The organism is Micromonospora sp. NPDC023869, assembly GCF_055559695.1.
On record NZ_JBVHKD010000011.1, the window covers coordinates 116,098 to 135,576 of the forward strand.

Consider the following 19,479-nt stretch of genomic DNA (forward strand, 5'->3'; position numbering starts at 1 on the left):
GGTGGCCCGCTTCTGCGTGCGGTCACTTGGTGAAGGCGTCCTTGGCGTTGCGGCCGGCGTCCTTGACGTTCTCACCGGCCTTGCGGGCGCGGGCCTCGGACTGCTCGGTGGCGCCCTCGGCACGCATGCGCTCGTTGTCGGTCATGTCGCCGACGCGCTCCTTGGCGGCGCCGCTCAGTTCCTCGACCTTGTTCTTCGCCTTGTCGGTGAAGCTCATGTCGCCTCCCTGCCTGCCTCGGCGGCGCAGCGATCCCGCTGCGCTCCTGACGGTCGTGTCCCCTCACCCGGTGAGCTGAAACTGTTCTCGGAGCGGTGGTGCCGCGCACATCCGCTAAGGCATCCTAGGAAGCTAGGTGTGGTTGTTTTCGCTGGTCGCGCCGACCTCGGCAGCCTTGCTGCCTGCTGTGCGAACCGCTGTCGAGCTGAACCGTCCATGCTGTCGCCGGACCTTCTCCGCCGGGACCTGCTGTCCTGGTGCCCGCACCGCTGCGCGGCCCGGGTCGAGACCGACAAGCCGCCCATGCTCGCCGCGTCAGTCGACGACGCAGCACCGGCGCGGATGCGCTGACCTGCGCCATCAAGCGCCAGCAGGGACGCCTCCGGTCCCCCGGCAGGCCCCGCACGAGCCGCCAAGACCACACAAGACGCAGGGCCTACACGGACCCGCCGGTCGCCCGATCCGTCCGTGCCGTCAACTCGACCGCGCGGCACCCGACCCCGAGGAGTGGGCCGGCCCGGTGAGACACCGGCATCCGGCACGACGGAGCCGCCGGTCGCCCGATCCGTTCATACCGTCAGCTCGACAGTGCTTGAAGCCGACAGGCGTAGGCCGGCCCGGTGAGGCACACGACATCCGACCCGACGAACGGGCCAATCGCTGATCCGTCCATGCCGTCAGCTCGACAGCGCCCGAACCTGACAGGTGTAGGGGGCCACAGCAGGCGCCGACACGCAGGCACGAGCGGCACCGTCCGGGGTGGAAAACAGGCCGCTGGTCTCCCCCGGCCTACTGGGCCGGCGCGAACGCCTTGAGGAAGGTGTCCACCGCCGCCGACGACACGGCACGCAGCTCGGCTTGGGGGATCCGCCGGGTGCCGAGGCCAGCTCGGGCGTCCATCGAGCCCGTGAGCAGGGCGACGAACTGTTCGGCGGCCAGTACGGGATCCGGCGTGTGCAGGTGACCGGCGACGGACAGCCGGGCGAGGCGGTCGGCCAGGGCTTCGGTGACCCGGCCCGCCGCCCGGGAGTGCACGATGTCGAGCAGGTCGGGAAACTGGTTGATCTCGGCGGAGAGCAGTCGGCGCAGGGCCCAGGATCGGTCGGTGCAGTAACACTGGAGCAGCCGGAAGCCCACGTCCTCCAGAGTGTCGCGCAGGTCGTCGCCGCGTACGGTCAGCCGGTCGACGACGGCGAGATTCTGGGTCAGGGCCGCATCGGCGGAGGCGGCGATGGCCTCGCGCAGCAGCGTCTCCTTGTCACCGAAGTGACTGTAGACCGTCGCCTTGGCCACGCCGGCCTCGGCCGCGATCACGTCCACCCCGGCCCTGGCGTAACCCTCTCTGGCGAACACGACGAACGCCGCGTCCAGGATCGCCTGCCGCTTGTCGATGCGGCCTCGCGCCGCGACGACTCCACCCACGTCGAAAGCATACCCACGCGCCTATCGAACTAGACCCGTGAGTCTGGTAGAACAGCCTCATGAGTATGAAGACGGGGGGTGACCGGCTGGACGCCGCGCAGCGGCGCCTGGTCGCAGTGATCCTGCTCGGCGGAGCGCTGGGCATCCTCAACAGCACCATGGTGGCGGTCGGAATCGACCGACTGGCCAGGGAGTTCGACACCTCGCTGGGCGTGATCGGGTGGGTGTCCACCGGGTTCCTGCTCGCCGTCACGGTGACCATCCCGGTGACCGCTTGGGCCGGTGACCGGTTCGGCGGGAGACGCATGTGGCTCACCGGTCTCGGCCTGTTCGTGCTCGCGTCGCTCGGCTGCGGGCTGGCCTGGAACGCGGGAAGCCTGATCGCCTTCCGGGTGCTCCAGGGAGTCGGCGCGGGGATCCTCGACCCGCTCGTGCTGACCCTGCTCGCCCGCGCCGCCGGCCCGCGCCGCGCCGGACGGGTGATGGGCCTGATGGCCGCAGTGCTCTCGCTCGGCCCGGTGCTCGGCCCGATGCTCGGCGGCATCGTGGTCCAGGGCCTCGGCTGGCAGTGGATGTTCCTGCTCAGCGTGCCCGTCGGCGTCCTCGCGCTCGCGCTCGCCCGCGCCGTGATGCCCACCGACCCACCGCAGGTCACGACCACCCGACTCGACGTCGTCGGCGTGATGCTGCTCGGCCCGGGCTTCGCCGGTCTGCTCCTGACACTCTCCCAGGCAGCCGACCGCGCCGACTTCGTCACCTGGTCGGCACTGGTGCCGCTGACCGCCGGTGTCCTGTTGGTGGGCGGCTACGTGGTCCATGCGCTGCGTCGCGATCACCCTCTCGTCGACCTGCGCTTGTTCACCAGAGGTGGGTTCGCGGTGAGCGTCGTGGTGATGGCGCTGAGCGGCGTCACGATGTACGCGTCGCTGGTCGTCCTCCCGCTCTACTTCCAGCAGGCGGGCGGGCACGGCGCGCTCGCGGCCGGGTTGCTGGTCGCCCCGCTCGGTATCGGCGGCGCACTCGCCGCGCCGCTGGCCGGACGGGTCAGCGACCGCATCGGTTCCCGCAACCTCGTGCTGGCCGGCGGACTCCTTGCTGCACTGGCGGCATTCGCGCTGACCAGGGTCGACATTCGTACGCACGAGGTCTGGATCGTCCTGGCCGGGGTGGCCATCGGTGTCGGGCTGGGGTTCGTCGGCCCACCCGCCATGGGGGCGCTGTACCGTACGTTGCCGCCGCCACTGGTGCCGCAGGGCAGTTCGGTGCTGTACATGCTCAACCAGTTCGGTGGCTCGGTCGGCGTCGCGGTCGTGGCATTCGTCCTGGACACCGCAAGCGATCCGCTCAGCGGTCTGCACGGCGTGTACTGGTTCCTCGCCGTCGCGATCGTCCTCCTGCTGGCCGTCGGCGCACGGTTGCCCGGTCGGCCCGCCACCGCGGCTCCCGACGTCGCGGTGGCGGCGGGTGCCCACTGAGGAACCTGGCGACCCGGCCAGAACGGACGGATCGCTGCGACGCAGCCCTCGGCCGAGGGCTGCGTCGCAGCGGCACCGGTCGACCGGCATCACCCGTGCTGTCGGGTGCCCGGCTCGCACTTCAGGGCGACTCCTCGGCGGCTCCCAGCGACAGGACCGGCCAGTCCGCGAGATCGGTGAGCATCTGACGGTCGTGGGTCGCGACCACCACCGCCGCCGGGGTCTCCCGCAACGCGTCGGTCAACTCGTCGACCAGCAGCGCCGAGAGGTGGTTGGTGGGCTCGTCGAGGATCAACAGGTCTGGCAGCTCGGCCAGACGCAGGGCCAGGTTCAACCGCCGCTGCTGCCCCTGCGACATCCGACCCACCGGAGTACGCAGCGCCTCCCGGTCCAGCAGGTGCGTCGCGCCCAGCGGCAGGCGGTCGGCTTCACGGAGCCGCCCTGCGGACTGGAGCCGGCCCACGTGCTGCTCGTACAGATCGCGGGCGAGCGCGCCCGACGGCCAGGCCGGCACCTCCTGCCCCAGGTACGCGATGCGGGCCCGCCCAAGGTGCCGGACGGCGCCGGTGGACGGTTCCAGATTCAGGGCCAGCACCTCGAGCAGGGTCGACTTACCGGCACCGTTGAGCCCGGTCACCAGCAGCCGCTCCCCACCGTCCAGGGTGAGCGTGACCGGCTGGTGCAGCCGCCCGACCACCGTGACGTCGTCGCAGCGCAGCAGCGGCACCCCGGGTCGGGTCCGCAGCTCGGGCCAGCGCAGACGCAGCGGCGGCTCGGGCACGGTGAGCCGGTGGGCGTCGAGGTCCTCCTGACGGCGACGCAACGCCTGCACCACGCCGGGAGCACGGGACTGGCGCTGATGCTTGCCGTGGCCCTTCTCCGGCCGCCAACCGGTGCTGAGCCGCTGCCGCGCCTCGTTGACCGCGTCGGCCAGCCGCTGGTGTTCGGCCTGCTGGGCCTCGAAGTCGTGCAGCCAGCGTTCCCGCTCGCGCCGACGGCCCTCCTGCCAGCCGGCGTACCCACCGGCGAAGACCCGTGGGCGGCCGTCCTCGCTGGGGTCGAGGTCGAGGAACTCCTCGGCCACGTCACCGAGCAGGGCCCGGTCGTGGCTGACCAGCACCACGCCGCCCGCGTGCTGACGCAGTCGCAGGGTGAGGAACGCCAGGCTGTCGGCGTCGAGATGGTTGGTCGGCTCGTCCAGCATCAGCAGGTCATGCCGCGCTCCCAGCAGGCAGGCCAGACGGACCCGGTAACGCTGGCCGACCGACAGCGTCGACAGCAGGCGCTGCCGGTCCGGGCAGGCGTCCAGCCCGGCCAGTGCCACGTCCACGCGGCGTTCCGCGTCCCAGGCGTCCAGCCGGGTGGCGGCGTCCAGCGCGACGGCGTACGCGGTGTCGGCGCCGGGGCGGCCCTCGGCCAGTCCCGTGGCCGCGTCGTCCAGCGCCCGCACCGCCTCCTGGGACTCCCGGATCGCCGCGGCGACCAGGGTGCCGACCGTCTCGCCGCCGCGTGCCTCCAGCGCCTGTCGGGCCACGCCGATCGTGCCCGTTCGTTCCACCGTGCCCTGGTCCGGGGTGAGTTCCCCGATCAGCACCCGGAGCAGGGTCGTCTTGCCCCGGCCGTTCTCGCCGACCACGGCAAGCCGCGAACGGGCGGAGACGGTCACGCTGACGTCGGACAGCACCACCCGACCGCCCAGCACCACGCGTACGCCCTCGGCCCGGACATGCGCCCGGTCACCGGCCGGCAGACCAGGGGTCGATTCCTGGGTGGGGTTCAGTTCAAGATTGTTCACTCTGCGCTCTTCGGCTCGTCGTGGAGCCGGGCAGCGCGATCAGGCCGCCCGGCGGGAACACCAGGACGGCGACACAGAGCGGATCTAGAAGAAGCCGGTCAACCCTGCCGCCGTCAGCGGCGGAACCAGGGCTTCATCGTGAAGGCGCGGCAATTCATGGCCCCATCCTAACCCATGCCGCACATCCTGATTGACTGAGGACATGAGCGAGATCCTGCTCGTCCGGCATGGCGAGACCACCTGGAGCGCGAGCCGTCGACACACGTCGTACACGGATCTGGAGCTGACCCCCGACGGGGAGCGGCAGGCCCGCGCGCTCGGTCCGGCGCTCGCCGGCCGGCGGTTCGTCGCGGTGCTGAGCAGCCCGCGCCGCCGGGCGCTGCTCACCGCGCAACTGGCCGGGCTGACCGTCACCAGCACCGACGACGACCTGGCCGAGTGGAACTACGGCGAGTACGAGGGACGGACCACCGCCGAAATCCACGACGAACGGTCCAGTTGGAACGTGTGGACCGACGGGTGCCCCGGCGGGGAGTCACCGAGCGAGGTGGGCGAACGCCTGGACCGGCTGCTCGCCACGGTGCATCCGCTGCTGGAGAGGGGTTCCGTCGCGATCGTCGGGCACGCGCACTCGCTGCGCGTGTTGGGCGCCCGGTGGATCGGCCTGCCGCCGTCGGCCGGTGGGCTGCTCCGGCTGGACACCGCCACCATGAGCGTGCTCGGTCACGAGCACGGCCGGCGGGTCATCCTCCGGTGGAACCAGCCGCCTCCCCCGCCGCCCGCGGCCGAGGGCGACTCGACGGCTCGCCACTGATCTTCGGCGGGCGCCCCTCGTACGGGGTGGAGAGCACCACCGTCGTCCGGGTGGTGACGTTCGCCGCCGTCCGGATCTCCTGGAGTACGCGTTCCAGGTCGACCGGACCGGCCACCCGCACCAGCAGCAGATAGAAGTCCTCCCCCGCCACCGAGTAGCACGAGTCGATCTCAGGCAGGTGAGCGAGCCGCACCGGGGCGTCGTCCGGCTGCGACGGGTCGAACGGCCGGATCGCCACGAACGCGGTCAACGGCAGGTCGAGCGCCTCGAACGAGACCCGCGCGGTGTAGCCCTTGACCACACCGCGCTGTTCCAGCCGGCGTACCCGCTGGTGCACCGCCGAGACGGACAGACCCACCTTCTCCGCGAGATCCGTGTACGACTGCCGGCCGTCCGTGGTCAGCGCGGCGACGATGGCCCGGTCGATCTCCTCCACGGCGTGCAACCTACCGGGAAAGGCCCGTCCGCGCGACGACAGGCCCACCGGACGCGACGCGCGGTCAGTCCTTGGCCAGCGCGCGGGAGATCACCAGACGCTGGATCTGGTTGGTGCCCTCGACGATCTGGAGCACCTTGGCCTCCCGCATGTAGCGCTCCACCGGGTGGTCGGCCACGTACCCGGCACCGCCGAGCACCTGCACCGCGTCGGTGGTCACCCGCATCGCCATGTCGGTGGCGAAGAGTTTCGCCTTGGCCGCCTCGATCGAGTACGGCCGACCGGCGTCGCGCAGTCGGGCGGCGGCGAGCGTCAACGCCCGGGCTGCGGAGATCTGGGTGGCCAGGTCGGCGAGGGTGAAGCCGAGGCCCTGGAAGTCGATGACGGCGCGGCCGAACTGGCGGCGTTCCCGGGCGTAGCCGACCGCGTAGTCCAGCGCCGCCTGGGCCAACCCCACCGCGCAGGCGGCGATGCCGAGGCGGCCGGAGTCCAGGGCGGACATGGCGATGGTGAAGCCCGCGCCCTCGCCGCCGATCAGCCGCTCCGCCGGCACCCGCGCGTCGTCGAACACGAGCTGCGCCACCGGTGACGACCGCAGTCCCATGGTGCGCTCGGCGGCCTGCGGGTGGAGACCGGGAGTGGCCCGGTCGAGCAGCAGGCAGGAGATGCCCCGGGGACCGGGTACGCCGGTGCGGCAGAAGACGTTGTAGAAGTCCGCCACCTGGGCGTGGGTGATCCACGCCTTGGTGCCGGTGACCACGTACGCGTCGCCGTCGCGGACCGCCTTCGTGGTCAGCGCGGCGGCGTCCGAGCCCCCCTGCGGTTCGGAGAGGCAGTACGCGCCGAGCAGTTCGCCGCCGATCATGTCGGGCAGCAGCTTGCGCTGGGCGTCGTCGCCGAACGTGGCGACCGGGTGGCAGGAGAGCGTGTGCACGCTGACCGCCTCGGCGACCGCCAGCCAGCGGCTCGCCAGGATCTCCAGCACCTGGAGGTAGACCTCGTACGGCTGGGCGGCGCCGCCGTACTCCTCCGGGTAGGGCAGGCCGAGCAGACCGGCCCGGCCCAGGGTGCGCAGCAGCTCGCGGGGGAACTCGGCGCGCTGCTCGAACTCGACGGCCTTCGGGGCCAGCTCGCGGTCGGCGAGTTCGGTGGCCAGCTCCAGCAGGTCGTGGGCCTCTTCGGTGGGCAGGATCCGGTCGACGGTCATAGCGTGGTGAGCTCCGTGGGATGGTGGTGAGCTGTCGTACGCCGTGGCAGCTTCTGGCTCCCACCCGCTCAGCTTAACGTTCGTTCGGGCAGTGGGCGCGGACGGTGCGGGTCGTGTCGACCCGACCGGCCTCGCGGTCAGTCCATCAGCCAGAGGCAGAACGGGTGGCCGTCCGGATCCAGGCAGACCCGCACGTCGTCCTGCGGCTGGAACTCGGCCAGCGTGGCACCGCACGCCAGCGCGTGGTCCAGGGCGGCGGCCAGGTCCTCGACTCCGATCTCCAGATGCATCATCATCTGCTGCCGGTCCGCCTCGGCCGGCCAGGTCGGCCGCACGTACGCCCGCTCGCGCTGGAAGGACAGGCCCACCCCGCCCCCGGGCCCGCGCAGGATGACGTCGTCGGCCTCCTCGGCCTCCACCGTCCAACCGAGCAGTCGCGCATAGAAACGGGACAGCGCCGCCGGGTCGGGCGTGTCCAGGTTGACCGTGGTCAGCGCGAGTCGGGGCGTCCTGGCCATCGGGTCCTCCTGGATTGCGCCGTCGACGTGCCGTCCGCCGCGAACGTCGGTGGGATGTGCCAGGCTGTCGGGCGTGGCACAGCAGACCCCGATCATGCTCGTCGACGCGCCCAGTCTCTACTTCCGGGCCTACTTCGGCATTCCCGAGTCGGCCGCGCGGACCGCCGACGGCCAACCGGTCAACGCCGTACGCGGATTCCTCGACATGATCGCCCAACTGGTCCGCACCCGGCGGCCAGGGCGGATGGTGTGCGCGATGGACCACGACTGGCGGCCGGACTGGCGGGTCGCGCTGCTGCCGTCGTACAAGGCGCACCGGGTGGCCCCCGAGGGCGGCGAGGTCGTGCCGGACACCCTCAGCCCGCAGGTGCCGATGATCCTGGACGTGCTCGACGCCCTCGGCATCACCGTGGTCGGCGCGACCGGATACGAGGCCGACGACGTGCTGGGCACCCTCTCGGTCACCCAACCCGGGCCGGTCGAGGTGGTCTCCGGCGACCGTGACCTGTTCCAGCTCGTCGACGACGCCCGTGGGGTGCGGCTGCTCTACGTCGGGCGGGGCGTGGCCAAGCTGGACGACTGCGACGACACGGCGGTCCGGTCCCGCTACGGGGTGGCCGCCGACCGGTACGCCGACTTCGCCGCGCTGCGCGGCGACCCCAGCGACGGGCTACCGGGCGTGGCCGGCGTCGGCGAGAAGACCGCCGCCCGCCTGATCGAGCGGTACGGCGACATCGCCGGCATCCTGGCCGCGCTGGACGATCCGGCCTCCGGTTTCGCCCCCGGCCTGCGCACCAAGCTCGACGCCGCCCGCGACTACCTGGCGGTGGCGCCGAAGGTGGTCCGGGTCGCCCTGGACGTGCCGCTGCCGTCGCTGCCCACCGAGTTGCCGACCGCACCGGCCGACCCGGAACGCCTGGTCGAGCTGGCCGAGCGGTGGAACCTGGCCGGCTCCACCCGCCGCCTGGTCGACGCCCTCGCCAACCGCACCACGACGGATTAGCGCTCGGCCGACGTCCTCAGCACCAGCAGGTCCATGCGGGCACCCCACGCAGTCGCCGTATCGCCCACCTGCACCCAGCCCGCTCGGGCGTAGATGGTGCGGGCAGCCGAACGGGGATTCGACGCGAGCGTCGCCACCGGCTCCGGCCGGGCGTCGAGCAGTCGCCGCATCAACTCCGCACCCACGCCCCGACCGCGCTGCTCCGGGCGCACGATCCACTCCATCACCGCGAACTTGTCCACCTCGCGCACGTCGGCGGGCGGGTCCTGGCCAGCGCGACTCCACCAGCGCCCGGAGCCCATCGTCCACCCGTACGCGGCACCGACCAACACGCCCTGGTCGTGGGCCGTGATCAGGGTGAAGCCGGGTCGACGCGCCTCCTCAGGCAGGCCGTTGCGGAATCCGGCCACTTCTTCCGGACCCTCCTCGTACGGCGGCTCCGCATAGACGATGCCGTACAGGTCGGCGAGGGCGTTCACGTGTTCAGGCGTTATCGAGGTGTGGCGGCGGTAGGTCACGGCCACGGTCCACAGCCCTATGCGCCGACGATGGCAGCCAGGTCCCCATACGCGGGCCGCCGACGCTCACTCCCTGAAACGGCGTCCACCACAGGATCAGCCAGCCCGGCGGTCCATCGCACTGCTGACAAAATTTGTCCAAGCAGGATGATCGAAGACCAGGGCTGGACCACTGGGGTTCTTGGAGTCGCGGACGGCCACAGCACGGTCCACTACGGCCACCTCGACGCAGGCGTTCTGTCCGTTGCTCCTGGCGCTCTTGCGCCAGACGGCATTCGTCAGATCGGGGCTCATCCTGCGCCTTCCTTCCGGCTCGCTACAGGCTGTCTGCCACCTGTTCGATGAGCGCGGCCGACGCGTGATCGGGTAGCGCGTTCGCACGAAGGTGATTGAAACCCACGATACATTGCGCCACCTCGGCAGCGTCCTCCAAGTACAGCCCGCCAGCAAGGTTCTCCAGGTACACGACCGGTTCGTCCTGCGGCTCGGGGAACTCGAAGACGATGAATCCGCTACCCATCGGGTGGTAGGCCCCTGATCGGAACGGGAAGATCTGGACCGTCACCCCGCCATGTTCACTGAGGGTGAGTAGCTGGTAAAGCTGGGCACGCATGATGTCCGGTCCGCCCACCACGCGCTGAAGGACGGCTTCGTCAAGCACCACCCACAGGGTCGGCCGGTCGCTCCTGGCGAGAACCTCCTGCCGCTCCATACGGACCCTCGTCAGCCGTTCGACCGCCTCGGCACTGACGCTCGGCCGCCATGCGCGGAACAACTCGCGGGCGTACGCCTCGGTCTGGAGAAGGCCGGGGATGTAGTGGGCCTCGTAGTTCATGATCGACGTTGCTTCGGTCTCCAGGCCGACGAAGGTCTTCATCTCGTCGGTCAGCACGTCGTTGTACGCCTGCCACCATCCGCGCTTGCGCGCGTCGCGGGCGAGTTGAACGAGTTGTTCACGAGCAGGGCCGTTGATGCCGTACACGTCGAGAAGTTCATGGACATCACCGGGGCGGATGCCGCGTCGCTCGTTCTCGATGCGGCTGATGCGGCTTCCGGAACACCCCAATCGCTCCCCGACCTCGTCGCAGGTGAGGCCAGCCTGCTCCCGTAGGCGCCGCAGTTCGCTGGCGAGGCGCCTACGACGCAGCGTCGGACCGACGGGCGGGGCCAAGAGGCATCTCCTTTGCGACAGCGGTGCTTACGCCAAGAGTTTGCCGTCCATCGACAGACGAGGCAAGCACCCTATCGACACATACGGAATGGCATCTTGCCAAAACGTCGAATGCCATCCATCGTGGTGACACAGCGAACACTGTCGGTGATCACGTAGATCAAGGAGGTACTGCCGTGCAGCAGGACTCTGGATCGGGGCGGCGTCTCTGTCGCGTCGGGGCGCTCGACCCGTACCGGAATGAGGCGATACCGGCGACGCCCCAGGTGGTGCGCGATCGGCGGTGCAGGCGTGGGTAGCGAGTCGTTGCCGATCGGCCGGCGGGTGGCGTACTGGCGGGGGCGGCGGCGGATGTCTCAGCAGGTGCTCGCCGACCGGTTGGGCAAGTCGAAGAGTTGGGTCGACAAGGTCGAACGTGGCGTCCGATCACTGGACAAGGTCTCCACGATCGCAGAGGTTGCCGCAGTGCTCCGGATCGACCAGGCCACCCTGCTCGGTCGGGACCGTCAGCGCTCCGCCGTCGACATCCGAGCAGAGGGTGTGGAGCGGATCCGGGCGGCACTGTCGACGTACGACACGACCCTCGGTCGCCGGGCGGCGGCCCGGGAAACCCCCTCGGCAGTTCACGTGGCCCGCAGCATCGAGCATGCGTGGACCACCTACCAGCACGCGCGGTACCCGCAGTTGATCAGCGGGTTGCCGGAGCTGGTGGTCGGAGCGCAGTGCTGCTACAGCCTCGATCCAGGAGCGGGGCGGGTGGCGCTGGTGGAGGCGTACCGGATAGCGGCCGCACTGCTCGTCAAGCTCGGCGAAGGCGAGCTGGGCTGGCTGGCTGTCGACCGGGCGATGACCATCGCCGCCGACGATGCGGAGTTGGTCGCCGCTGCGGCGGTTCAGCTAGGGCAGGTGCTGCGCGCCACCGGCCGGGCGGGCTCGGCGGTGTCGGCCATGCGGACAGCCGCATACCGCATCGTCCGGGCCGACCTCGACGGCGACCAGCCGGCGCACCTGTCACTATGCGGCACGCTGCTCGTGCAGGCCGCCCTCGCGACGGCTCGGCAGGGAGACGAGCGCGCCACGGTGAACCTCCTGGACGAGGCCGCCGACCTGGCTGCGCGGATGGGCGACGGCCACGACCACCACCACACCGCCTTCGGACCTACCGCAGTCGCCGTGGCGCGGGCGGTGGCGGCGCTGGAGTGGGGCGACTCGGGCGAGGCTGCCACCGTGCACCAGGAGGTCGTACGCCGTGACGGCTGGCGGTGGCTGCCCACCGAGCACCGTGCCGCGTACCTGCTCGACGCCACCCGCGCCCACCTTCACGACGACGACCCGGCCCCCGCCGCCCGGATCCTGCTTGAGGCCGATCAGACCGCACCGGCCGAGGTGCGGCACCGGCCTACCGCCCGAGACCTGCTGACCCAGATGATCCGACACCCAGACGCCCCGATGCCGATCGTTCAGCTCGCCACCACCCTCGGGGTGGGTCGAGCATGACCGCGCCGTTCCTGTCCCTGGCCCAGATTCTCAACCGACTCGCCATCACTGCCCGGCGGACCCTCCGCGACCACCGCCCCACACCCGGCGGCACCTGCCCGATGTGCCGTGTGCCGCCGGACTGCCCGGCAGCCGTCGCCGCCCGCAGCGTTCTCGACACCATCAGGCAGATGCGCTGGCGCGATCGGGGCGATCCGGGTCGTCAGACGACCTCGCGCAGGTAGCCGTCGATCGAGGCGGCCAGCACCTCCTTACCGGGACGTGCCCACACCTGCGCGTTGAAGACCTCCACCTCGATCGGGCCGGTGTAGCCGGCCGCGTCGACCGCCTCGCGCATCCGGCGCAGCTCGATGCAGCCGTCGCCGGGCAGTGCCCGGCCGAGCAGTACGCCCTCGGGCAGTGGGGTGATCCAGTCGCAGACCTGGAACGAGGCGATCCACTCCCCCGCGCGGGCGATCTGGTCATGGACCGTGTCGTCCCACCACACGTGGTACGCGTCGACCACCACGCCGACCACGCCCGGGTCGAACCGTTCGGCGATGTCGAGGGCCTGGCCGAGGGTGGAGATGACGCAGCGGTCGGCGCTGAACATCGGGTGCAGCGGCTCGATGGCGAGCGTCACCCCGGCGGAGTCGGCGTACGGGGCCAGTTCGGCGACGGCGTCGGCCACCCGGGTCCGGGCCCCGTCGATGTCCTTGCTGCCCGGGGGCAGTCCGCCGGAGACCAGCACCAGCACGGGCGCGCCGAGCGCGGCGGCCTCGTCGACGGCGCGCCGGTTCTCGTCCCACCAGTCCTCGGCGGTGAAGAACCCGCCCCGGCACAGCGTGGTGACCGCCAGCCCGGCGTCGCGGACCAGCTTGGCGGCGCGGTCCAGGCCGTACTCGGCGACCGGCTCCCGCCACAGGCCGATGCCGGGCACCCCGGCGTCGACGCATCCGGCCACCACGTCGGGCAGCGCCCAGTGTGTGGCGGTGGCCTGGTTGAACGAGAAGCGGGCCAGCTCCGGGCGACCGGCGGTCACTGGTCCACCCCCGCCACCTGGAAGAAGGCCCGGGCGCGGGCGGCGGCCAGCTCGGCGTCGGGCAGCAGACCGGCGGCGTCGGCCAGGGTGAGCAGGGTGGCCAGGTGCGCCGGCGACCGGCCGGACTGGAGGCCGCCGACCATGGTGAAGTGGTCCTGGTGTCCGGCCAACCAGGCGAGGAAGACGATCCCGGTCTTGTAATACCAGGTCGGGGCCGCGAACAGGTGCCGGGCCAGCGGCACGGTGGGCGCGAAGATCTCGTCGTACGCGGTCAGGTCGCCCCGGTCGAGGGCGGCGAACGCGGCCGAGGCGGCCGGGGCGATGGCCGCGAAGACGCCCAGCAGCGCGTCGGAGTAGCCGTCCGCGTCGCCCCGGATCAGCTCCGGGTAGTGGAAGTCGTCGCCGGTGTAGAGGCGTACGCCGGCCGGCAGTCGGCGGCGCAGCGCCACCTCGCGTCCGGCGTCGAGCAGCGACACCTTGATCCCGTCCACCCGGGCGGCGTGCGTCTTGAGCAGCTCCACCACCGTGTCGGCGGCCAGGTCCAGGTCGGTCGAACCCCAGTAGCCGGCCAACGCCGGGTCGAACATCGGGCCGAGCCAGTGCAGCACCACCGGCCGGTCGGCGGCGGACAGCAGGGCGTCGTACACCCGCAGGTAGTCCTCGGGGCCACGGGCGGCGGCGGCCAGGTGGCGGCTGCACATCAGCACCGGCACCGCCCCGGCGGCCTGCACGTCGTCGAGCTGTTCCCGGTAGGCGGCGGTGACCTCGGCGAGGGTGACCGGGCCGGCCGGGAGCTGGTCGGTGGCGGCACCGGCGACGATCCGGCCGCCGGCCGCCCGAGCCTCCGCCGCGCTGCGCCGGATCAGTTCCCGGGTGGCCGGGTAGTCCAGGCCCATGCCGCGCTGCGCGGTGTCCATCGCTTCGGCCACCCCCAGCCCGTACGACCAGAGGTGGCGACGGAACGCGAGGGTGCTCTCCCAGTCGACGACGGCGGGCGTACCCGGGGTGTTGTCGGCCTGCGGGTCGGCCACCACGTGCGCGGCGGCGTACGCGATCCGGCTGCGCGGCGGGCCGTCGGGGCGGGGATGCCCGGCGCCACCGGCCAGCCGCAGTCGCCGTCCACCGGGGAGGTTCACCTCTGCGGCGCTCACAGCGACAGCTCCGGGATCTCGACGCGACGTCCCTCGCGGGCCGACACCAGGCCCAGTTCGGCCAGTTGCACGCCGCGCGCCCCGGCCAGGAAGTCCCACGGGAACGGCTCGCCGACCGCGACGTGCCGCAGGAACGCCTCCCACTGCACCTTGAAGCCGTTGTCGAACTCCTCGTTGTCCGGCACCTCGGTCCACTGCGACCGGAAGTCCTCGGTGGCCGGCAGGTCCGGGTTCCACACCGGCTTCGGGGTGACCGCGCGGTGCTGCACCCGGCAGCGACGCAGTCCGGCCACCGCGCTGCCCTGCGTGCCGTCGACCTGGAACTCGACCAGTTCGTCCCGGTGCACCCGGACGCACCAGGAGGAGTTGAGCTGGGCGATCACGCCGCCGGCCAGCTCGAACACGCCGTACGCGGCGTCGTCGGCGGTGGCCGCGTACGGGCGGCCCTGCTCGTCGACGCGCTGCGGGATGTGCGTCGCGACGGTGGCCGAGACGCTGCGCACCTCACCGAACAGTTCCGCCAGCACGTAGTGCCAGTGCGGGAACATGTCGACCACGATGCCGCCGCCGTCCTCGGCCCGGTAGTTCCACGAGGGACGCTGGGCGGGCTGCCAGTCGCCCTCGAAGACCCAGTAGCCGAACTCGCCGCGCACCGACAACACCTGGCCGAAGAAGCCGCCGTCGAGCAGCCGCTTGAGCTTGCGCAGCCCAGGCAGGAAGAGTTTGTCCTGCACCACGCCGGTGCGGATGCCGGCGGCGTTCGCGGCACGGGCCAGGTCCAGTGCGGCGGCGGTGTCCTCGGCGAGGGGCTTCTCGGTGTAGATGTGCTTGCCGGCCTCGATGGCCTGCCGGATCGCCTTCTCCCGCTGCTGGGTGACCTGGGCGTCGAAGTAGATCTCGACGTCGTCGCGGGCCAGCGCCGAGGTCAGGTCGGTGGTCCAGTCGGTCAGGCCGTGCCGTTCGGCGATCTCCCGCAGCTTGGCCTCGCTGCGGCCGACCAGCACGAGGTGCGGCCAGAGGGTGGTGCCGTCGGGCAGCCGTACGCCGCCGGCGTCGCGGATGGCCAGCAGGGAGCGCACCAGATGCTGCCGGTATCCCATCCGGCCGGTGACGCCGTTCACGATGATGCCGATCGACCTGCGGGTCATGGGGGTCCTTCCCGTCGTACACGCTCAGGTAAGCGCTTTCCCCGCGTAGCCTAGGCCGGACGGTCACGCCGGGGCAAGCGCTCTCCCCGCAGCGATATTTCCGGCCCCCGCCACCCACCGACCGGTGCCGGCCACCGTCCCGACACCGTGCGAAGCACCCTGAGCTGGGCCGCGACCAGCGGTGTGAGCTGCCGGAACCGGCCCCGAGCGGGAGACCCCGACTGCGGTACGGTGACGCTGGCCGCAGGCGCGCGGCGTGAGCGCAAGGGGGCGGTACGTGGCGACTCTGTCCGATGTGGCCCGGCGGGCCGGCGTCTCCCCCGCCACCGCCTCTCGGGTGATCAACGGCAGCAGCAAGCCGGTCACCGACGAGTTGCGGGAGCGGGTGCTCCAGGCCGTCGCCGAGTTGCAGTACGTGCCCAACGCCCACGCCCAACTGCTCGCCCGCTCGCACCGGGGCGCCGTCGGCGTGATCGTGCACGACGTCTCCGACCCGTACTTCTCCGAGATCACCCGGGGCCTGCAACGGGTCGCCACCGACCAGGGTCGGCTGCTGATGATCTGCAACAGCTACCGCGACCCGGAGCGCGAACTGGAGTACGTCGAGCTGCTGCGCGGGCACCAGGTGGCCGCCATCATCCTGGCCGGTTCCGGCTACCACGACGCGGAGTTCACCCGTCTGCTCAACGGCAAGCTGACGGCGTACGAGGCGACCGGTGGGCGGGTCGCGGTGATCGGCCGGCACGAACACTCCGGCGACGCGGTGATGCCCGACAACCGCAGCGGCGCCCGGCTGCTCGGGCAGGAGCTGTGCCGGCTGGGTCACGAACGGATCGGGGTCGTGGCCGGCCCCCAGGTGTTGACCACCACCACCGACCGGTTGACCGGGCTGCGCGAGGAACTCACCGCCCACGGCCGGAACCTGCCGGAACACCGCGTCCGGTACGCCGAGTTCGACCGCGACAGCGGTGCCGCCGCCACCGCCGCCCTGCTCGACGCGGAACCGGAACTGACCGCGATCGTGGCACTCAACGACTCGATGGCGATCGGCGCGCTGGCGCTGCTGCGGTCGCGCGGGCTGGCGGTGCCCGAGCGGGTCAGCGTCGTCGGCTTCGACGACATGCCGATGGCCCGGGACGTCACGCCGACGCTGACCACGATCCGGCTGCCGCTGGTGGAGATGGGTGCGCGGGCGATGGCGCTGGCCCTGGACCCGGGTGCGGACCGCCCCCGGGTGGAGTCGCTCGCCGCCGAGCTCGTCCGACGGGACAGTTCCGCCCCACCACCGGACTGACCGCCGGACCGCCGCGATCGGGTTGCGCGGCTGAGATAGACGTAGTGTCATGCGTAGATTACTGATCTCCGCCGCGCTCGCCGTGGCGATGGTGGCCGGTGCCACCGGGCCGGCGGTGGCGGCTCCTCCGGGCAGCCCCGCGCCCCGGCCGGCAGCCACCGGCTGGTCGATGGCCGGCGGCGAGCTGACCTGGCGTTCGGGCAACCGGGTGCCGGTCGGTGGTGCCGCGGTCGAGTTCTGGTCCGGTGACCGGCGGCTCGGCCAGGCCCGCCCGCACCCGGACGGACGCACGTTCAGCCTGCCGCTGACCGGGCCGGTCGAACCCGACCAGCTCAGCGTGCGGGCCAGCGGTAGGCGGCTCGACGGAGCGGCTCCGCCAGCCGCCCGCCGGTCGGGGCCGCTCGCCGCCGTACCCGCTCCGCAGCCCGCCGCCGCCGTCGATCCCGGCGTACCCGGACCCTACGCACAGATCACCGGCGAGTACGACCTGCCCGCCGTCACGTTGCCGGACCTTCCGGAAAAGGTGGAGATGCGCGCCGTCGTGGTCGCGCCGCAGGGCAGCACCGGAGCACGGCCGCTCGCGGTGTTCCTGCACGGCCGCCACACGAGCTGCTACCAGGATGGTGCCGACGATCTGTTCCTCCAGTGGCCCTGCCCGGACGGCACCGATCCGATCCCCAGCCACCGGGGCTACCTCCAGGCGCAGCGGCTGCTCGCCTCGCAGGGTTACCTGACCGTCTCCATCTCGGCCAACGGGATCAACGGCCAGGACTGGGCCCTCGAGGACGGCGGGGCCCAGGCCCGCTCCTCGCTGATCCGGCTGCACCTGGCCACATGGGCCGACTGGGCCGGTGCCGGACGCGCCACCGCGCCGGACATCGTGCGCGCGGCACCCCGCGCCGACCTGTCCCGGGTGCTCCTGGTGGGTCACTCCCGGGGTGGCGAGGGAGTCAACCGTGCCGCGATGGACTCGCTCACCCCGCCGCCGGCCGCCGTGGACGGCTACTCGGGCCGGGTCCGCTGGACCGTACGCGGTCTGCTGCTGATCGGTCCGACCATCTTCGGCCACAACCCGGTGCCGGACGTCCCGTCGGTGACGATCCTGCCCGGCTGCGACGGTGACGTCCTCGACCAGCAGGGCCAGATGTTCGTGGACAGCACACGCGGAGTCAGCTCCGGCCGCGCCCTGCACAGTGCGCTCTACGTGATCGGCGCCAACCACAACTTCTTCAACACGGAATGGACGCCCGGGCAGTCGGTGGCCCCGTCATGGGACGACTTCTTCACCGAGGGCGGTGGACCGGACCCCGTCTGTGATCCCGGCACCCCGACCCGGCTCACCGCCGCGCAGCAGCAGACCGTCGGCGCCACCTACGTCGCCGCCGCCGCACGGCTGTTCGTCGGGGGCGACGACCGCGTCCGACCGCTACTCGACGGCAGCGGCCGACGCGCCCCCTCGGCCGACCCGGCCCGGGTGCTCAGTCACGCACTCGGCGGCAACCGCACGCCGGTCCTGACGCCCGACGCGTCGACCAGGTTGTCCGCCGGGGCCCGCCTCTGCGACCAGGTCACCGACGACCCGCAGCGGTCCTGCCTCGACCCGGACGACCGCGACGCCCAGTTCGCGCACTTCGTACCCTTCTTTTGGAACGTGCCCGACGTCGACCGGTACGCGGCCGAGCTGACCTGGTCCCGCGCCGGCACCCCGATCCGGCTGGCGCCGTCCCGGCCGGTCTCCGTCGCCGGTGCCCGGGAGTTGGCGCTGCGCGTCATCGTCCCGCCGAACACCACCGACACCCGGTGGGACGTCACCGTCGTCGGCACCGACGGACGGCGCACCCGGCTGGGTGAGGTCCGGGTCGACGGCCTGCCCGGGACCGGGTACACGACCTCGTACTGGGCGCAGGAGGTGCGGGTGCCGCTGAAGGGCGCTCCCGCCCGGTTGGCCGCCGTCGAGATCACCCCGCGCAGCGCGACCGGCCGCGCCTGGCTGCTCGACGCGTGGGGATGGGCGCCGGGCACCCCCGATCCCCGCCCGGCCCGCCTGCCGCGCCTCGACGTCGGCACCCTCCAGGTGTCCGAGGGCGACTCCGGCACCCGTACGCACGAGATCCCGGTGTCGTTGACGGGACGCGGCAGCGGCGCGGTACGGATGTACCTGCTCGACCCGGTGACCTTCGAGACACGTACCTGGACGGCCACCGTGCGGCCCGGTCAGCGCCGCATCCCGGTGCCGGTCGAGGTGCTCGGTGACAGGCTGTGGAACTACACCGAGCAGCACACGTTGTCCGTCAAGGCGGACCGGGGCGTGGTGGTCGGCGACTACGTCGGTGGACTCGACGTCCGCAACGACGATCCGGTGCCGGTGCTCACCGTAGAGTCCCGCGAGGTGCGCGTCGCCGAGGGCGAACTGTTGAGCTGGCGTCTATCGGCCTCCGAGCCGACCGAGCAGGGCCTGTTCCTGTCCACCTGGCCGCAGGCGCCCAGCGCCGGACCGGAGCTGTCCACCCTGGACGTCGACCCGGCCTGGTTCACGGACAACGCGTTCGAGCCGGTGCAGCCGGAACGGCCGTTGTCGCAGACCTGGTTGACGCCGTACCTGGTGATTCCGGCCGAGACCGGCGTCGGTGAGGTCCACGTGCCGACGATCGCCGACTCGGTGACCGAGCCGGACGAGTGGATCGAGCTGTCCTTCGCCGAGCCGGAGGACGGGCCGATCGTGGACGTGGTGCTGACCGGGGTGGTGACCGGCGGCTGACCGCTGAGCGGCGGCACCGGACGCATACCCTGGT

19 protein-coding genes are annotated in these 19,479 nt (G+C 71.8%); 7 read left to right on the top strand and 12 right to left on the bottom strand.

The window, feature by feature from the left end; all coding sequences use genetic code 11:
* Positions 1–22: 22 nt before the first annotated feature.
* Positions 23–217 carry a CsbD family protein gene (locus tag ACZ31C_RS25860; protein ID WP_117227666.1) on the bottom strand — a complete coding sequence of 65 codons (195 nt, stop codon included), beginning with the start codon at positions 215–217 and terminating at the stop codon, positions 23–25.
* A gap of 216 nt (positions 218–433) precedes the next feature.
* On the opposite strand from ACZ31C_RS25860, the gene ACZ31C_RS25865 reads away from it, so the two are divergent.
* Entirely contained in the window at positions 434–568 is a 135-nt protein-coding gene (locus ACZ31C_RS25865) for a hypothetical protein (protein ID WP_465797470.1), read from the top strand.
* Between the two features lie 438 nt (positions 569–1,006).
* Here the strand turns inward: ACZ31C_RS25865 and ACZ31C_RS25870 are convergent, their stop codons facing one another.
* Positions 1,007–1,639, bottom strand: coding sequence for a TetR/AcrR family transcriptional regulator (locus ACZ31C_RS25870; protein ID WP_465797471.1), 633 nt, complete (start codon positions 1,637–1,639; stop codon positions 1,007–1,009).
* Positions 1,640–1,698: 59 nt separating this feature from the next.
* On the opposite strand from ACZ31C_RS25870, the gene ACZ31C_RS25875 reads away from it, so the two are divergent.
* Positions 1,699–3,114 (top strand): DHA2 family efflux MFS transporter permease subunit, encoded by a 1,416-nt coding sequence (locus ACZ31C_RS25875; protein WP_465797472.1) that lies wholly within the window; start codon positions 1,699–1,701, stop codon positions 3,112–3,114.
* Between the two features lie 121 nt (positions 3,115–3,235).
* Here the strand turns inward: ACZ31C_RS25875 and ACZ31C_RS25880 are convergent, their stop codons facing one another.
* Positions 3,236–4,909: an ATP-binding cassette domain-containing protein gene (locus tag ACZ31C_RS25880; RefSeq protein ID WP_465797473.1), complete on the bottom strand. Its 1,674-nt coding sequence runs from the start codon at positions 4,907–4,909 to the stop codon at positions 3,236–3,238.
* Between the two features lie 202 nt (positions 4,910–5,111).
* Between ACZ31C_RS25880 and ACZ31C_RS25885 the strand changes: the two genes are divergently transcribed.
* Positions 5,112–5,723, top strand: coding sequence for a histidine phosphatase family protein (locus ACZ31C_RS25885; protein ID WP_465797474.1), 612 nt, complete (start codon positions 5,112–5,114; stop codon positions 5,721–5,723).
* Here ACZ31C_RS25885 and ACZ31C_RS25890 read toward each other — a convergent pair.
* From ACZ31C_RS25890 to ACZ31C_RS25900, 3 genes are all read right to left on the bottom strand, one after another.
* Positions 5,653–6,159, bottom strand: coding sequence for an Lrp/AsnC family transcriptional regulator (locus ACZ31C_RS25890; RefSeq protein ID WP_350694246.1), 507 nt, complete (start codon positions 6,157–6,159; stop codon positions 5,653–5,655). The two genes, ACZ31C_RS25885 and ACZ31C_RS25890, sit on opposite strands and share 71 nt — an antisense overlap.
* A 64-nt stretch (positions 6,160–6,223) precedes the next feature.
* Positions 6,224–7,366 carry an acyl-CoA dehydrogenase family protein gene (locus tag ACZ31C_RS25895; RefSeq protein ID WP_465797475.1) on the bottom strand — a complete coding sequence of 381 codons (1,143 nt, stop codon included), beginning with the start codon at positions 7,364–7,366 and terminating at the stop codon, positions 6,224–6,226.
* 137 nt (positions 7,367–7,503) lie between these two features.
* A complete protein-coding gene (locus ACZ31C_RS25900) occupies positions 7,504–7,884 on the bottom strand; it encodes a VOC family protein (protein WP_465797476.1) in 381 nt (126 codons plus the stop codon).
* Positions 7,885–7,978: 94 nt separating this feature from the next.
* Here ACZ31C_RS25900 and ACZ31C_RS25905 point away from each other — a divergent pair, with 94 nt between their 5' ends.
* Positions 7,979–8,887, top strand: a complete 909-nt coding sequence (locus ACZ31C_RS25905) for a 5'-3' exonuclease (protein ID WP_465797557.1) — start codon at positions 7,979–7,981, stop codon at positions 8,885–8,887.
* Here the strand turns inward: ACZ31C_RS25905 and ACZ31C_RS25910 are convergent.
* The 3 genes from ACZ31C_RS25910 to ACZ31C_RS25920 form a co-directional block, all read right to left on the bottom strand.
* Positions 8,884–9,366, bottom strand: coding sequence for a GNAT family N-acetyltransferase (locus ACZ31C_RS25910; RefSeq protein ID WP_465797477.1), 483 nt, complete (start codon positions 9,364–9,366; stop codon positions 8,884–8,886). The genes ACZ31C_RS25905 and ACZ31C_RS25910 overlap by 4 nt on opposite strands.
* A gap of 135 nt (positions 9,367–9,501) precedes the next feature.
* The gene (locus ACZ31C_RS25915; RefSeq protein ID WP_465797478.1) at positions 9,502–9,699 is read right to left on the bottom strand and encodes a DUF397 domain-containing protein; all 198 of its coding nucleotides are present in this window, start codon (positions 9,697–9,699) and stop codon (positions 9,502–9,504) included.
* A gap of 22 nt (positions 9,700–9,721) precedes the next feature.
* Positions 9,722–10,576 carry a helix-turn-helix domain-containing protein gene (locus ACZ31C_RS25920; protein WP_465797479.1) on the bottom strand — a complete coding sequence of 285 codons (855 nt, stop codon included), beginning with the start codon at positions 10,574–10,576 and terminating at the stop codon, positions 9,722–9,724.
* Positions 10,577–10,867: 291 nt separating this feature from the next.
* On the opposite strand from ACZ31C_RS25920, the gene ACZ31C_RS25925 reads away from it, so the two are divergent.
* Positions 10,868–12,073 carry a helix-turn-helix domain-containing protein gene (locus ACZ31C_RS25925; protein ID WP_465797480.1) on the top strand — a complete coding sequence of 402 codons (1,206 nt, stop codon included), beginning with the start codon at positions 10,868–10,870 and terminating at the stop codon, positions 12,071–12,073.
* 202 nt (positions 12,074–12,275) lie between these two features.
* Here ACZ31C_RS25925 and ACZ31C_RS25930 read toward each other — a convergent pair whose 3' ends face one another.
* The 3 genes from ACZ31C_RS25930 to ACZ31C_RS25940 are packed head-to-tail and all read right to left on the bottom strand — an operon-like array spanning position 12,276 to position 15,393.
* Positions 12,276–13,094: a sugar phosphate isomerase/epimerase family protein gene (locus ACZ31C_RS25930; RefSeq protein ID WP_465797481.1), complete on the bottom strand. Its 819-nt coding sequence runs from the start codon at positions 13,092–13,094 to the stop codon at positions 12,276–12,278.
* Positions 13,091–14,245 carry a dihydrodipicolinate synthase family protein gene (locus tag ACZ31C_RS25935; RefSeq protein ID WP_465797482.1) on the bottom strand — a complete coding sequence of 385 codons (1,155 nt, stop codon included), beginning with the start codon at positions 14,243–14,245 and terminating at the stop codon, positions 13,091–13,093. Before ACZ31C_RS25935 ends, ACZ31C_RS25930 begins: the two co-directional genes overlap by 4 nt.
* Positions 14,242–15,393 carry a Gfo/Idh/MocA family protein gene (locus tag ACZ31C_RS25940; protein ID WP_465797483.1) on the bottom strand — a complete coding sequence of 384 codons (1,152 nt, stop codon included), beginning with the start codon at positions 15,391–15,393 and terminating at the stop codon, positions 14,242–14,244. Before ACZ31C_RS25940 ends, ACZ31C_RS25935 begins: the two co-directional genes overlap by 4 nt.
* A gap of 277 nt (positions 15,394–15,670) precedes the next feature.
* Here ACZ31C_RS25940 and ACZ31C_RS25945 point away from each other — a divergent pair, with 277 nt between their 5' ends.
* Positions 15,671–16,687 carry a LacI family DNA-binding transcriptional regulator gene (locus ACZ31C_RS25945; RefSeq protein ID WP_465797484.1) on the top strand — a complete coding sequence of 339 codons (1,017 nt, stop codon included), beginning with the start codon at positions 15,671–15,673 and terminating at the stop codon, positions 16,685–16,687.
* 49 nt (positions 16,688–16,736) lie between these two features.
* Positions 16,737–19,445 carry an alpha/beta hydrolase family protein gene (locus ACZ31C_RS25950; RefSeq protein ID WP_465797485.1) on the top strand — a complete coding sequence of 903 codons (2,709 nt, stop codon included), beginning with the start codon at positions 16,737–16,739 and terminating at the stop codon, positions 19,443–19,445.
* Positions 19,446–19,479: the final 34 nt, after the last annotated feature.

What these genes read in the sequence shown, in the direction of transcription:
- ACZ31C_RS25875 (WP_465797472.1), top strand. Translation starts at nt 1,699, where the DNA reads ATGAGTATGAAGACGGGGGGTGACCGGCTGGACGCCGCGCAGCGGCGC.
- ACZ31C_RS25940 (WP_465797483.1), bottom strand. Translation starts at nt 15,393, where the DNA reads ATGACCCGCAGGTCGATCGGCATCATCGTGAACGGCGTCACCGGCCGG.
- ACZ31C_RS25885 (WP_465797474.1), top strand. Translation starts at nt 5,112, where the DNA reads ATGAGCGAGATCCTGCTCGTCCGGCATGGCGAGACCACCTGGAGCGCG.
- ACZ31C_RS25860 (WP_117227666.1), bottom strand. Translation starts at nt 217, where the DNA reads ATGAGCTTCACCGACAAGGCGAAGAACAAGGTCGAGGAACTGAGCGGC.
- ACZ31C_RS25915 (WP_465797478.1), bottom strand. Translation starts at nt 9,699, where the DNA reads ATGAGCCCCGATCTGACGAATGCCGTCTGGCGCAAGAGCGCCAGGAGC.
- ACZ31C_RS25895 (WP_465797475.1), bottom strand. Translation starts at nt 7,366, where the DNA reads ATGACCGTCGACCGGATCCTGCCCACCGAAGAGGCCCACGACCTGCTG.
- ACZ31C_RS25950 (WP_465797485.1), top strand. Translation starts at nt 16,737, where the DNA reads ATGCGTAGATTACTGATCTCCGCCGCGCTCGCCGTGGCGATGGTGGCC.
- ACZ31C_RS25900 (WP_465797476.1), bottom strand. Translation starts at nt 7,884, where the DNA reads ATGGCCAGGACGCCCCGACTCGCGCTGACCACGGTCAACCTGGACACG.
- ACZ31C_RS25905 (WP_465797557.1), top strand. Translation starts at nt 7,979, where the DNA reads ATGCTCGTCGACGCGCCCAGTCTCTACTTCCGGGCCTACTTCGGCATT.
- ACZ31C_RS25865 (WP_465797470.1), top strand. Translation starts at nt 434, where the DNA reads ATGCTGTCGCCGGACCTTCTCCGCCGGGACCTGCTGTCCTGGTGCCCG.